Source organism: Mycoplasma tracheobuteonis (assembly GCF_054456995.1).
In genome coordinates, this window is sequence record NZ_JBTKTG010000007.1 from 30,587 (window position 1) to 46,106 (window position 15,520).

Below are 15,520 nucleotides of genomic sequence, written 5' to 3' on the forward strand. Positions count from 1 at the left end.
TTATTGCTTCTGAATACTAATTGGTTGAAATTTTTCTATGTAATTTTAAAAGTTGAATTTCAGATATTCCTATGATATAGGCATAAAAGTATTTATGGTGTTTCTAACTTGGAATTAGTAATTATAAATACTAAGTATTCATCATAACATAAGGATATAAACTTCTATTTTTCTATGTAATTTCGAACATAAAAAATCTAATATCACTATGATGTAGGCTTAAATGTATTTTTGCTACTACTAACTTGGAATTGCTAATACTTATAATGCTTTCGTTTTTGATGGTCTTAATATTAAATGTGAAGCTAGTAGATAGTTAGAATTATCAAGAGTAAATAATAAAAATTAAGTTTTTTCTATGTAATTTTAAGCGATATAAATTCTAATATTCCTATGTGCTAGACTTAAACATATTTTTTAAGTGCTCAATTTGGAAAAGAAATATAAAACTTTATGAAGTATTAGTAATTGAAAATAAATAATGAAATTAAAAAAAGCATTCTCGAAAAATGAAAATGCTTTAAAAGTTTTATTTATCAAATTTATATTCATCAGGTATATTAGATACACCATTAGGAAATAGTTTTGTTCTAAAGTTATCTCCATATATTTTTTGTAATGCTTGACGATATGAAGTTCTTTGGTTAGGACCACCACCATAAATTAAGTCATATTGTTCTAGATTATATTTACCATATTGACCTTTATAGTCGTAACCTGGTGATCTTAATGCTTGAGTTAGTGATACTAAAGATTTAAATTTAGCGTCTGCAGCAGCAAATGTAATACCCAAGATATTTCCATCAATATCACGCACAGAAGAACCTGAACCACCAGTAGCTGGTTGTCAATTATGTAGGACATAACCTAAACCATAATTGATATATGAATTTCCTGTGTAAGAAGAATCCTTTTCTTTTAAATATTTAATTTCAAATCCTTTTTCTTCGCCTGCATTAATAATAGGGTTAGATATTAATATATCAGTTAGTCCTGGTTTATCAATAAATGTTCTTAGTGAAACATTTTGAGAGAAACCACCACCATAATTATTATCGTTGCTAAATCTAGATTTATTTACTCATACAGATGATGTAGATGATAAAGATTTTATATCAGTTCCAGTTGGAAGTGAGGCTTTTAAATCATCATCATCACCAGAGTTAGGGAATCCTAGAGCAAGGAAATCGTATTTAATTTTAGATACTTGTTTATTATCTACAGTTAACTTATCATTTCATAATTGATCATATCTAGTTAATAAATCAAAGTTAGCTGGACGTGAATTATCATTGTTTTGATATGCTGAAGTTAGATAAAGCATATAAGCATCAAATGAATTAATTGTTTCATCGTTCAATTCTTCATTTTCATTAGGACTTTGATATATATAATCTTGTTTTTGTGGATCAAAACTTATTTCTAAAACAGCAAAATCAGCCATTTCTTCAAGATTTCTATAAGGTGAGTTACTACTTAAATATTCACTTGGAGTAGTTGCTAAAAAGTTAGAACCAGCATAAACTATTTTGACTTTATCAGGATCTATATTAAAGTAGCTTACATGGGTGTCTTTATTAGTTTGTTTTAACTCTGTTTCAATAGGTGTGCTAGAAGCATCAAAGTGAGCAAGTTTAATACCTGTAGTTATTCCAGTGATATTATTTTCTGCTTTTTTAACAGCTTGCTGAGCTTTGTCATATGGAATTAAAGCCTCTGCATATTTCTTATCTATTTCTTTAAATTCTTGAGAATTTTCTCCATATTTTTCTTTAATTTGTTTTCATTCATTTTCTAATTTAGCAACTGAAGGTGTTAATTTATCTAAAGCTTTATTTGCACTAATAAGGGCATCAGCATTTTGCTTTAGTGTGCTATCTGGGATAACATTTGTATATAAGGCCCCATTATCAGTAGCAGTAGTAATGTTGCTTGCTACGTGTAGGTTAGTTGCTAAGTATAATTTAGTAATTTGATTTTGATCATTAGTTGCATAGTCAAGAATTCATGCTGTTCCTTGAGAAGTTCTACCATCAATTAAATTAGCTTGTTTAAGGTATTTATTACTTCTAGTAACTATAATAGAATAAGTTTCACCTAAAATCTTTCTATATAGCTCGTTAGGTATATATCTTGCTGTACCACGATCTCCATCTTTATCGGCTCAATATTTTCTTCTTTGTAATATTTTTAACGGATTAAGTACTAAATTATTGTTATCATCTGTAACTGAAAAGTTTTTAACATATGAATCTAAGAATGCAGGAAGTTTTAGCTTATCAGCATTAAGATTGAATTTATCAACATGATTTCTGTTATATGTTTCATAGATTTCGTTATAAGCTTCAGTTTCACCATTTGTGTATAAGTATCTAATTAATGCATTTATATAGGCAGCTTCATCCATATAATATTTCTTTAATAATGAAGCTTGTTTATAGATGTCGCTATCTGCATCAGCTGGTTTAGTAGGGTCAGGAATAGAAGTATTAGGTTCAAAAGGATTTCCACCTGAAGGTGGTTCAATAGGAACTCCACCTTCATTAGGGTCTTTTGGTTTTTCTTCTCCTTGGTTAGGATTATTGGTTACTGGTGGTTTATCATTAGGATCCTTAGGTGGTTCACTAGGACGCACTGGATAAGAATGGAAACAAGATACTGAAAGTAAACTTAAAGCACTTGCTCCTAGTAGTAAAAGTGTGTTTTTTATTGTCTTAATTTTCATATTTTATATCATCCACAGTAGCAATAAATGAGAATTTTTCAGGGTTTACATCTAGAAATTCTCCATTGATAATTCTTTCGACTGATTCAATTGTTTTAGCTAGTGGAACATATACACCGGGCATTTGTGTAAAGTGTTCTGTGGTATGGAAGTATTGAGAGAAGAAGTTTTGAAGTTGTAAAGCTTTCTTAACAATGATTTTAGAATCATCATCTAATTCATCAATACCTAAAATGAGGATAACATCTTCAAGTTCTTTGTATCTTTGAAGTATCTTTTTAACTTCCATAATAGCATCATAGTGCTTTTGTCCTATTATCTTGATATCAACTGTTGCTGATGAAGATTCAAGTGGATCGAAAGCAGGATAAATATTTTTAGCTACTACATCACGTGAAAGTACAAGTGAACCATTTAAGTGATTAAAGACAGCTAATGCTGAAGGATCTGATAAATCATCCATAGGTAAGAATACTGTTTGGAATGAAGTAATTGAACCATTTTCATTTGAAAATAGTCTATTTTCAACTGAAGAAATTTCGGTATTTAATGTTGCTTGATATCCTCCTAAGGAAGGCTTTTTATCAAGAGAAGCTGCGATTTCATTTCCTGCTTGAAGGAAACGGAAAATGTTGTCGATGAAAAGAAGAACATTTTCTTTTTCGTGATCTCTTAAGTATTCAGCTGCTGTAATCCCTACAGGAACAATACTCATTCTAGCACCAGCACTCTCGTTCATTTTAGAAATAAACATCATAGAGTTTTTCATTAAATCTGACTTTGTGAGATCATCATATAATTCAACCCCTTCTCTAGAACGTTCACCAGCCCCTATAAAAATAGAAGAAGTGTTTTGTTCTCTTTTTGAAAGGTTGAAGATAATTTCTTTCATAAGAACTGTTTTTCCAACTCCAGCTCCACCAAAAATACCAATTTTAGAACCTTTAAGAATAGGAATGAAGAAGTCAATAGCTTTAATACCTGTTTCTAAGATTTGGGGTTCAAAATTAAAGTCATTATTAGTAATGATTGTTGAGTCCATTTCAACAGTTTTTAGCTTAATATTAGGGTTATTTAGAGAATTACCCATTACATCAAAAATGTTGTTTTTAGCACTAGAACCAACAGGAACTTGGAAAGTACTTTGTGTATCTGTGTATTCTTGATTGATTGCAATTATTTCATTAGAATCAATGATAACAGCATAAACAATGTTTTCGTTTACAATTTTCTTAACTAGTAAGTGATTTTTACCACTTGCTGATACAAGAATATTGTTTATTTTAGGTAGTTGTTCCTTAGGAAAAGAAAGCTCAACTACATCAGTTCAAATTTTTGTAATTTTACCTATAACCATTATTTATCTCCTAATTCATCATCGATATTTTTAAGTGTTTTTGTATCAATATCCATAAATTTTTGTTGGATATTGAATTTTCAATCAAGATTTTTATAGCTTGCATATTGAGCTAAAGCAAATGCGAAGAATTCTTTAGCCATTGTATCATCATAAGGTTGATTATTAATCATACGGTTTAAGATATCGTTTGCTATAGAGTTTTGCTTACATAATTCTTCGATGTATTTTAAAGCTAAAGGTATGTTAGTTACATCTTTTAAAATACCTCAAGAAATAAGTTTAGCTGTAAGGAACATAGTTGTACCTTTGTATACTGAAATTCCTTTTTGTGTAAACATTTGTTCAACTAAAGAACCATTTGTAAGTAATGCACTAGTTTCATCATTTAAATCATATTTAAGTGATGCAAGTTTAATTTGTCTTTTGTATGCTTTATAAATTTTCGCAATTTTACCAGCAACTTTAGCAATATAAGGTTTTTGTACAGCTCCACCAATACGAGAAACTGAAAGATCTATATCGATAGCAGGTAATTTACCTTGAGCAAATAAATCAGTATTCATTACTATTTGACCATCAGTAATTGAGATATCGTTTGAAGCTACAAGTGAGGTAATATCGTTTTCAACACTTTGTAAAATAGGTAGTGCTGTAATAGATTTTTTACCTACAAATTTACCACTACGTTCAAGTAATCTAGCGTGAGCAAAGAACATATCTCCAGGGAAAGCTTCTTTTCCTACAGGTTTATTTGTAAGAAGCGCTATTTCACGATAAATATTTGCATGAGAAGTTAAATCATCAAAAACTATTAAAACATCATATTCATTAGCTAAGTTTTCAGCGTGTGCCATAGCTACATAAGGTGCTAAATATTGTGCATAAGGTTGATCTGCAGGTGCATTAATGATAATTGTGTAATCCATTGCACCATTATCATTAAGAGTTTTATAAACTGAAGCTATATCAGATTGTTGTTTACCTATACCTACATAAATACATTTAACATTTTGACCTTTTTGATTAATGATTGTATTTAAGGTTAAATGTGTTTTTCCGGTCTTTCTATCACCTATAATTAATTCTCTTTGTCCCTTTCCTACAGGGATAAGCAGATCTATAGACATATAACCTGTTTGAAGTTGTTCAACTAAAGGTTGATATGATAGAAGTGAATTAGGTTTACTAAATGCTAAAGATTGATATTTTAGGTATTCTGAATTACTTTTAGCACTAGGGTATAGGATTTTTCCATCTATTGAGATGATTTTTCCAAAATAATCTAATGAAGTTTGGATATAGTTTTCTTCAGAGTGAGGTGTAACACTTTCACCTATTAAGAAATCGCCTATTTTTCCTTCTGCTAAGCAATAAGCTTTGCTTTCTGTAGCTGAGATTAAGATTAATTTAACTTCAGGATTACTTGTTAGTGTAAATACTTGATTCTGGAAGTAAGGATATTTACCTGATATCTCTACGACATAGTCAAATATACCTGTTATTTTAGGATTATTATTTGTCATTATAGACCTCCAATTCCGATGCATAATAGCACGATTCCGATGATTAAGAAGATTGAAGCAAGAGAACCCATTAAAATTGTTTTTGCTTTAGTATTCTTAATTTTAAATCTCTTGTGAGTAGCTCCAAGTGTAGCTCCTATTAACATTAAAATGATTGCAAATGTAAGGAAGATTGCTCCAAGAGTATAAAGTAGATTTTTGTTAGCTGCTGGTTGTGTGTAAGGTATTTGAGGCATTGCATAAAGTGAATCTAGCAATTGCTTAATATCTTTTTTATCTTCACTTGAGTTGCTTAATGGTTTAGTGTGCAGCACTATGTATAAGTCTCTAAAGGTTTTATTAATTCTATTAGTTAAGTCTGTATATTCAATGTATTGTGAATAAAGGTTGAATGAATTATTAATAGCAAGACCTTTTAAGAAAGAAATATCATCATTAAGCACATCTAAACCTTGATTAATTCAGCTTATATCGAAGTAATCAACTTTATAGTATTCGTTTAATACTTGAATATTAGCTTTAATTAAATCAAATTTGTTTTTAATACCTTCAACAAGTAAGTTGTAGGTATTAAAGTATGCTTCAGGCAGTAAAGCAAAGTAGTAAGTGTTGTTGATAACTGTGTTCTTTAGAGATGAAAGTACAAAGTAGTTAATATCTGAACCAAAAGAAGTTTTTAAGTTATCTTCAACATTAATTGTTGTAACATTAGATGCTTTAGCTTGAATAAGAGCATTTAAATCTTGTGTGTATTCAGGTTGATAACTATTCTTCATAGCTTGTGAAATCATATTGAATAGCACATTAGCTAATTCTTGATCCACAAGTTGTTGATAATCTATTTGAGAGTTAACACCTAAAGCTGTATATAGCTGTGTAAATATGTTTCTAATTAATCCATTAGCTGCTTGAGTAGCTAATGTTATTTGTTTGTTATCTAATTTTTTAACATCATAACTATAGGTACGGATGTTGTTTTTATCAACTTGATCTTGAAGCTTAACATCAGCAACAAAGTTACTATTAGAATCTAATTTCAATTCTGTAACACTGTATTTATATCTAGTGTTGATATTGTTGTTAAAGTAGAAATAAATATCTGAGTTCTTTTCAACATTCTTGTTAAATTTAGTTAAAAATGCTTGTTTCTTCTCAAGAGTTGTAAGTGCATTGAACTCTTCAAATGCATTTGCAGTCACATATGGTGAAAGTGAAGGAATATGCATTATTTCATTTGATTTAACTGCAGGATCCTCGATTTGAGGAAGGGGTGGGATGATTGGAGAAGGTGGTTTATCTTTATTTTCATCTTCTTTTGAGTTTTGACTTAAATCAAATGTTAAGAAACGAGAACTATATTTTGATTTGATATAGTCGTTTCATGAATCAAAGTTTTTAGGTGTGGATAAGTTGAAATCCCCTTGTGAAGTATAATCAATTTGAGTATCTGCAAAAGTTGGGATATCATCATTATTTATAAAGATATCATCAAATTCACCTGATAGTCTCTTGAAGTATTGATCAAGCTTTGAATTGAATTGTTCTTTAGTTAATGTATTTGTAAGAATTTCATTTGAGTACTCGTTAACATCAGAAACTTGAGATGGAACTAATGGAAGATTTAAATATGGATTAGTTGAATCTTGAGATGAATTAATAAGTACTTGTTGATAACTTTGATCATCAAAAGTCATTACCATACTTTTAAATGATTTAGAGTTAGCAATTATTTGTGGATAAAACACAAAGAAACCATTAGCTCTAGGATCTTTTAAAATAGCTTCTTTATTTTCTTCTAGAAATACAGCTACTTTTTTAAGATACATTCCTTTTAGAATGTCTTTTGCATCTGTAGTTTCAGTATTAGAAAGTAATGTATTACCTTGATTATGATAATCACTGATTGCTTGATCAATAATTTTTGTTAATTGTTCTTTTTCAAATTCTTTTTCAAGGTTGCTAAACTCATCAAAATCTGGTGATAAGTTTTTACCTTGAACATCATTTGAATTATTTTCTGTAGTAGGCGAAGCTGATAATATTGCAAGAGGTAGAGCTGAAGCACTAATTGAACCTAGAATAAGTCATTTTAGTTTTCTCATTTCTTCTCCTCTGGATTTAGATTAAATAAAGTAATTGCTTTAGTAATAAAAATTTCATTTTGTAATTTATAAATCATTACTTTATTAAAAGTGTCTACAGAAAGTTCTTGACAACTTTTATAGTAATCAGCTTGTGCGCTAAGTTCTTTAAGTTTAATTTCATTTTCTTTAATGAAATCGTTAGGATTTTTAATTTGATTATATTGTCTAAATTGGCCTCTATAAGTAATAACGATTTCTTCGTTTATATAGCTGATAAAAACATTATTTAAGATATAGTATTTTTCTTTACCATCCATGTCCTTAGTTCTGAAAAAGGCTTTGGTATAGGAACCAACAGAATTAGGCTTAAGTGTGGTTCAATAATCTTGTAAGTTTAAGTTGAGTTCTAAAACTGAAATATACACTTTAGTTTGTAAAGAATTTTCAGAGATAAAAGAGCATTTAATCTTACTCATGATCACCTCCATTAGATTCTTCATGTAATAAATCTTTTTTCTTAGAAAGAATAGAGATTTGTTCAACTTCTAATTCACGTTTTGCTCTTAAAACTTCTAGTGCAAGACGTTTTTGTTTTTTCTCAAGATCATTGATTTTTTGATTTATAGCTACTAGTGAGTACTTTTCGTATATTAAGCTAGATTCACTTAGTAAGGCTAAAGTCATATAAGTGAGATATGAATTAAGTTGTGACTTAACAAATGAGTTGATATCAGGATAAATATGTAAACCTTCTAGTGAATATGATGTAGCTTCTTTACGATATAGGTCTAAGTCAAAATTTAATTCACTAATAGGAATAACATTTAAACTAAGTTGTTTTGTTTTAGAAGAGTTAAGCACAAATTTGATTTTGCAAAATTCATTAGTTTCTAGATAAGCTTCTAGGAAATCAGGTAAAACATCAGTAAGATAGGCAACTTCGTTTTTATCTGCATTAAAGATGATGTCTAAATTGTTTTCTTTAGCAAATTTAATTGCTCTAGGTCCGATAGCTATAAATGAATCGTTTTTAGCTATGTTACTTAGTAAAAAGTCTTCATACTTACGATATGAGTTAGTTTCGTATTTTTCTTCTTCAGTGATGTAAACTCAAATAGTTTTGTAAGTATTAATATTTGTCTTGTGGATAAGTTTGTTTAAGAATGATAAGTAATGATTATTTTCTGGTTGAATTAAAGGATTAGTTATTGAATACTGACTAGCGAGATAATCAATATATGCTTTAGATTGATTAGCTCTTTGGAAATACATCCCAATTTGTTGTGATAATCTCAAAATATTAATCAAATTAATATTCTTTTGAGATTCAACGATTGTGAGTATTTTATCTAGTGATTCAGCTTTTTGTTTAATCTTCTTGATATGCATCTTTTATCAATTCTGGATCGAAATATAAGTTGTAATCCTTTAAATCATAGTTGTATTTAATAATAATACCAGGAATAAGTTCGACACTAGCATCTTGCTCAACAAGGTAGTAATCTAAGTAATCATTATATTTAGTTAAGATATCTTCTATTTCAGAGCTTTCAGCTGTATTTCAAGATAAAGCCTGTGTGTTTGAATCAAATGTTTTAGAAATAATAGGTACTAAAACATTTGAGCTAAAGCGAGGATTTATACTTCAAGAAATATAGAAATCACGATAAGCAATTTGATTTTTATGTTTAACATATTCATCGCGTTCGTTTACAAGTTCTTCTCATAATGAATCTTGTTTTTTGATGTTATTTAAAATCAAGAATTGATTAGTGAAAACTTGATAAGGGATAAAGTTTTCTGAAGCTTTAAGTTCATTATATGTAGCATAAATTTCTTTTAGATATGTTTCTTGCTGTCTAAGAAGAATTTTTTGTGTTCTAGAATTTTTGAAATTACTTAGCAAGTTTAGTTTCATTTTCTACTCCTTGTTTCTTGTTGTATTTGTAAACAACATAAGTTGCTTTAGCTCAAATAATTAGTTGGATTATAACTTGCAATAAGCAAGCTATAATCGGGATGATAATAAATATATCAACTAAAGTAAATTTAAATGGAATTGAGGCTGTTAAATTGTTATTTCCTTGATTTAGCAATGTGCCTAGCACACCGAAGAAGACAGCAATACTTAAGGAAGCCAAAATTATTGATAAGGTATAACGTGTTATATATGAAAGATTATTACCTGCAAGTTTATAAGTGAGTAATAATCCAAAGTATGAAATTACTATGATTCAAACAACCATATAGTTGTTAAATTTATCTGCATTAAGCATTCTTATTACTAATAATGTAGCAAGATAAATAATTGAAATGATAATTAGAATAAAACCTTTTGTAGTTTTATTCAATTGTGCAAGTGGTTTTCATTTTAAGAGGAAATAAATAGGAGTTAGTAATCCAAGTGATACCACTAAAGTTGTAGCTCATAAAATATGAGCAGGTTTTCTATCCATTAAAGGCCCATCATTGATGTTTATAATAAAGATATTTATAAACATTCAAGATGTAAATAACATTAGGACATAGACATTAAATTTTAATGTTTGTTTAGCTAGTGTTTTGATTTGACTTAAGTTATGTTCTAAAACATATAAATTAGCTATTTTAGGTGTTCAGTATAATAAGAAAGCAATTATTATGCTTATAATTACTAATACACCAAAAGAGCTTTGATTATAGAATAGAACTCTAAATCCTTCACGCAGATTGTTTTTATTTGTAAATAAGGTTTCAGCTGTATTTCCAATTAAGAAATTAGCTAGAAGTGTAATTCCTGCAATTAGAATAGCTATTTTAGCTACTGAAGAAATTACTAAGTTAATAATGTACTTTTGAATACCTGTGTAGACTTTTTTACAGTAGAAAGCATAGTAGATATCGTATGCTAGATTCAAGAGCATTAATATAATAAATGGAATTGAATGTAGCAATAATATAGTGATATTAGTATCTTCTGTTATAGGTCTAAAGTACAATAAAGCAAATGAAGAGATTGTAATAGCTATATAACATATAGTTCAAGGTAAATATTTTAAATAGCTTATTGGCTGTTTGCTTGCATTTCTTGCTAATCAATAAGGTGCGAGAATTAGAGGAATAAGTAAGACTATAAAGTTATAAATGATTACAAAGTTCCGGCCCTGATAGCTAGGCTGCGAGATATCTAAGAATTTTTCTATAGGAAGAAATGGACTAGATTCTTTTAAACCTGTGTTTGAGGGATTTCATCCTAAAACTGATGATAAAGAAAATAGGATAACTAATAGAAATGCGCCCATTAGTAAGTAACTAAATAGGTTGGATCAAAAGAATATTGTGTTCTGTTTAAGTTTATTTTTCATAATTACCTCTAATTAGCATCCTTTACTATAAGTTTAAATTTAGAACCAAATTTGCCTCATGCTTGAGAGTTTTTGATTAGTTGCTCTGCTTCTAAATTATCTACGACAATTGTGTCTAAAGAGTTTGAACCTGCTTCAAGCAATCCGTATAAATGTAATCCATAATTTTGACCAATATCACTAGCTGTACCTGTTAAATGTAAAATGTGTGTGTTTGGATTATCGAAAAACATTTTAGATCTTTCAGGACCACCAACAACAAGTGCACCAAATTGTCCCGAAACGATTTCTCCTATAGGCAAGGTGAATGTATCACTATCTGCATGAAGTGTAAGAGATTTGAATACTCTTTGATTTAATGGTAAATCTTTTAATGATTTAATGTTTTTGTTAAGTGATAAATCAATATTTACAGGTCATCCACCAGCTCCATGAATACCATTAAATATTTTTCAGTTGGCTTTAGTATCTAAAGCAATTTTGAATCCATCTTGAATATCTTTAAAACTTGCATGTTTAGCAGGTCTAATAGTATTGAAGTAGATTGAAGCAGCTCTTTTTCCAGGAGCTGTTGATTCTCAAGATTCAATAGTTCCACCTTCGAATGAAGCATATTTAGTGTTCTTCAATCCAACAGGATCTATTCCTCAAGTTGTTTTATCTGAACGTTTATCGATATTAGGCATTACTGTGTAAATTCCTACTTCGTCAAGTCTTTTGTTTTCAAGTCCAGCTATTGCAGTTGTGTCTTTACTATAGAAGAATAAGTTAACAACTTTAACGCTATCAGGTAGTCTTGAAAGTAAATCTCTAAGAGATTCGTTTTTATCACTAGCGCCTATTCTATCTATCTTAACCATTGTAATATCTCTATTATCGTTAAGAATTTTTAGGAATTTTTCATATCCAAGTTTATTTGAAGCATCTACAGTAAGCATCTTTTGTTTTGGTTTATCATTAGCAACTGCATCTTTACCGTTAGGAATATATTCATAAACTCTAAGACCATCATCGCTCTTAATTTTTTGTCCTGTCTTAGGATCAAATGTAACTTTATCCCGATCTTTTGCAGGTACAATACCACTTACTTGTGAAGAAACATCATATTTATCTCATCCAATGTATTCACCATCTAAAATAGCATTTGGTTGTCTATTGTATTTACCACCATTAGCAAGCACTCTATCTTTATTGTTTTTAATCATACTTTGAACTACAGGATTATATTTATCATCCATATAGTCGAATTTAATTGTTACATCATAACCAAATGTATTACCAGTAACTTCAAAAACAGGTACTCTTCCGGCAGCTAATTCTTGTTGCATAATTCTTTGAGCAGCATCAAGTTGTGCTTTAACTATTTGTCTGATTTGATCTTTAGGTATTGGTGGCATACCTGGCATAGAAATTTGACCATTAAGGTATTGAGCAAATACTTCAAGTAGATCAGGATTCTTTTCGTATGTTTCTCTAAAGATATCTTTTAAATCATTAGCTGTTAAATCCTTATTTGAAGAAATAAGTTTGCTGTAATCTTTAAGGTTTTTAGCTGATTGAGCAGCTACTTCAGCAGGAACTTTACCTTTTGGAACTTCAGGAAGATCTTCAGGTTTATCAGGTATTTCTAAATTATTGATATCAACAGGTTTACCTTGTCTTTGATCAACGATTTCATTTACTTGTTTCTTTTCTTCAGGTGTTAATTCTGGTTTAGTAACAACTGGTGGTTTAGGTGGAATAAGTGGAACAATTTGATATACCTTTGTACCATTTTGTGGAATTACATTATTTTCTTGTGGATTAAGAAGTTTATATCCTTGTGGTAGGAATGAAGATACTTTTGGAACATTATCTTCAAAGTATGTTCCATCAACTTGAGAAATGATTTTTTCGCCTTCCTTGAAGATAAGTTTATAAGTGTATTGAATTTTATCTTTAGCTATTTGAATATCATTGCTTTTACCTTTGATAATAATAGGTTCTGATACAACATGATATCCTTTAGGAAGATATTGTTTTCAATCAATAGGTGTAGGTTGCCCTTCGATAGTTTCAAAAGTATGTGGTTGCCCTATGATATTTCCATTTTCCTTGAAAACAATTGTAGTAGTAATTTTCTTGATAATTTTGCTTACTTCAATAGTGTTTTCTTCACCTAATTTAAATCCATAAGAAGGCTTTGCAACAATTTGATATCCTTCAGGAACATATGGCTTAAGTTGCTCAATTGAAATTGTTTCATCAGGTGTAGTAGTAATACTAATTACTTTACCTATTTGAACTTTATTAAGGACAAATTTAAAGGTTGTTACTACAGTTTTCTTAATAACATTTATTACATAAGTTTGATTTGCAAGTTGTACGATAACTTGTTGCTTTCCATCTTTAGCTAGTTGGAATCCAGCAGGTAGATATTTGTCTGAAGATAAATCTACAGATTGACCTTCTTCTCCATCAATGGTAATGGTTGAAACTGTTCTTCCATTTCATTTATAGTCAACTGTAGCTCGTACCTTGTGGATAACTTTTTCTACAGAAATATTATTAATTTGACCTGCTGTAATTTGAACTTCAGGATTTACTAATTTATATCCTTCTGGAATCCAAGCATTATCAAAAGCAATATTTTCATCATCATAAGTTTGAAGAGTTAAAGGATCTACATCAATTGGTAGTCAGGATTTAGCATCAATAAATTTAATAGTAGTAGTAATTATCTTTCTAATTCTTTCTACTTTAATAGTATTGACTTCTCCTAAGATAATTTTTAAATTATCTTGGCCTGCAGCCAGTTGATAATTTTTAGGAAGGTAATCAGCATAATTAATTGTGGCGAATTGATCTGTAGTTACTTTTTCTTGACTGATTAAATCATTTGTACCATTAACGTTTTCGACAAAGTTAAGTGTAGTAACTACTTTTCTAGGAATTTCACTTACATTAATTTGGAAGGTTTGATCATCAGCTGTAACAGTTTGCTCAACATTAGGAGCAAGTTGATATCCTTCAGGAATATAGCGCATAATGTTAACAACATCACCTTTATGAGCTTTAACAGGTACTAGATCACCTATTTGTTTTTCTCCATCCATAAATTTAAGGTGGAATGTTACATTTACTTCTATTTTCTTAACGTTATATCTGTTAGTGTAACCAATAATATAATAATGTGTTTGACTTGAAATAAATTCATAACCTTGTGGAAGAATACTATTCAAATCAAAATCTGAAGTTATTTCATCATTAGGTTTAATAACTTCGCCAACATTTTCTTGACTTCCATCTTCACCTTGTGTATAAAAGACAAAAGTTGTTTCTTTTTGTGATTTAACTTCAGGAACCACATAAATAACATTTTCCTTACCTAATTCAGCAGTGATGTCACTTCCTTGACCATATTTTTGTGGATCAAAGTTATATCCATTAGGAATCAAGTTTTGAATTTGAAGTTGAAGCTCTTGATTAGAAGTTGTAATTAAAACAATCTTCTTAATTACTTCATTAGTTTTTGAATTAGTAAAAGCAAGTGTTGTTTTAACTTGACTTTTATCGCTTTCATCCTTTTTAGCACCTTCAGTATTAGCATCAGTTCCTGCTACTTGAGAAGGAACAAATTTAATAGTTACATTAGTTAGATTAGGTTTACTAATTTCAGAATTGTGATATTGATATTCTTTACCACGTTTATTAATGATTCCTTGAGTAATAGCAAAAGCTGAAGCAGTTAAAACTACTCCACCACCTAAGATTAATCCAGCTTGTAATATTTTTCTTCTTTTTGCTTTAATCATGATATGTCGCCTATCTGATTTCCTTATAATATTAATTAATATTAATATTATATATTTTAAGTAGAAATTACTCTGTAAAAAAAAAAAAAAGTAATTGTAATTGTAACAATTTATAAACCTAAAAAATAGAACTAAAGAGTATAAAAAAGGTAGCTATTGCTACCGAAATTATAGTCCTAAAATCTCTTTTAACTCACCGTAAGGTTTGTAACCTAGGAAAGTTTGTGTTAATACACCATCTCTGTAAACACGTGTATATGGGATTGAAGCAACATTTGCTTCATAAGCATAGTCTCTGTTTTCATCGATATTAATTCTGTAAACTTCAACATTATCTTTTTGTGTAAGTTCTTCTAATACACTTTTAAACATTTTACATGGTCCACATCAAGAAGCATAAAATACTTCTAAAACTAATGTAGGTTTTGAGTTTAGAACTTCATTAACTTGATTTTTATTTGATTCATGTAACATATGTACTCCTTTATGTAATTATTATACAACAGATTAAAAAAACTAAAAAGTTAATTTTTAGCTATTTTTTGGCTTAAAAAGTAACTTTTTAGTATTTAGAATTAAAAAAATGAATAAAAAAACAGCGGTTCCCTATTTTCACATCTCTGCTATCGTCGGCACTAGAGGGCTTAACTACTGAGTTCGGAATGGTATCAGGTGATCCCCTCTGCTATA

Annotated in this window: 10 protein-coding genes and 1 rRNA gene; all 11 read right to left on the reverse strand. The window is 29.3% G+C overall.

The window, feature by feature from the left end; translation table 4 throughout:
• Nucleotides 1–529: 529 nt before the first annotated feature.
• The gene (mip, locus tag ACX1M8_RS02070) at nucleotides 530–2,725 is read right to left on the reverse strand and encodes an Ig-specific serine endopeptidase MIP (protein WP_458836703.1); all 2,196 of its coding nucleotides are present in this window, start codon (nucleotides 2,723–2,725) and stop codon (nucleotides 530–532) included.
• Nucleotides 2,715–4,082, reverse strand: coding sequence for an MSC_0618 family F1-like ATPase beta subunit (locus tag ACX1M8_RS02075; protein WP_458797773.1), 1,368 nt, complete (start codon nucleotides 4,080–4,082; stop codon nucleotides 2,715–2,717). Before ACX1M8_RS02075 ends, mip begins: the two co-directional genes overlap by 11 nt.
• Nucleotides 4,082–5,608, reverse strand: coding sequence for an MSC_0619 family F1-like ATPase alpha subunit (locus tag ACX1M8_RS02080; RefSeq protein WP_458807134.1), 1,527 nt, complete (start codon nucleotides 5,606–5,608; stop codon nucleotides 4,082–4,084). The genes ACX1M8_RS02075 and ACX1M8_RS02080 overlap by 1 nt, the downstream gene beginning before the upstream one ends.
• Nucleotides 5,608–7,710, reverse strand: a complete 2,103-nt coding sequence (locus tag ACX1M8_RS02085; RefSeq protein WP_458836704.1) for an MSC_0620 family F1-like ATPase-associated subunit — start codon at nucleotides 7,708–7,710, stop codon at nucleotides 5,608–5,610. Before ACX1M8_RS02085 ends, ACX1M8_RS02080 begins: the two co-directional genes overlap by 1 nt.
• Nucleotides 7,698–8,168 carry an MSC_0621 family F1-like ATPase epsilon subunit gene (locus ACX1M8_RS02090; protein ID WP_458836705.1) on the reverse strand — a complete coding sequence of 157 codons (471 nt, stop codon included), beginning with the start codon at nucleotides 8,166–8,168 and terminating at the stop codon, nucleotides 7,698–7,700. The genes ACX1M8_RS02085 and ACX1M8_RS02090 overlap by 13 nt, the downstream gene beginning before the upstream one ends.
• Nucleotides 8,161–9,081: an MSC_0622 family F1-like ATPase gamma subunit gene (locus ACX1M8_RS02095; RefSeq protein WP_458797768.1), complete on the reverse strand. Its 921-nt coding sequence runs from the start codon at nucleotides 9,079–9,081 to the stop codon at nucleotides 8,161–8,163. Before ACX1M8_RS02095 ends, ACX1M8_RS02090 begins: the two co-directional genes overlap by 8 nt.
• Nucleotides 9,062–9,610, reverse strand: coding sequence for an MSC_0623 family F1-like ATPase-associated protein (locus tag ACX1M8_RS02100; protein ID WP_458807131.1), 549 nt, complete (start codon nucleotides 9,608–9,610; stop codon nucleotides 9,062–9,064). Before ACX1M8_RS02100 ends, ACX1M8_RS02095 begins: the two co-directional genes overlap by 20 nt.
• Entirely contained in the window at nucleotides 9,588–11,036 is a 1,449-nt protein-coding gene (locus ACX1M8_RS02105) for an MSC_0624 family F1-like ATPase-associated membrane protein (protein ID WP_458836706.1), read from the reverse strand. Before ACX1M8_RS02105 ends, ACX1M8_RS02100 begins: the two co-directional genes overlap by 23 nt.
• 8 nt (nucleotides 11,037–11,044) lie before the next feature.
• Nucleotides 11,045–14,830, reverse strand: coding sequence for a putative immunoglobulin-blocking virulence protein (locus tag ACX1M8_RS02110; protein WP_458836707.1), 3,786 nt, complete (start codon nucleotides 14,828–14,830; stop codon nucleotides 11,045–11,047).
• Between the two features lie 168 nt (nucleotides 14,831–14,998).
• Entirely contained in the window at nucleotides 14,999–15,304 is a 306-nt protein-coding gene (locus ACX1M8_RS02115) for a thioredoxin family protein (protein WP_458807128.1), read from the reverse strand.
• A gap of 119 nt (nucleotides 15,305–15,423) precedes the next feature.
• Nucleotides 15,424–15,520 (reverse strand): 5S ribosomal RNA (gene rrf, locus ACX1M8_RS02120); the annotation flags it as partial.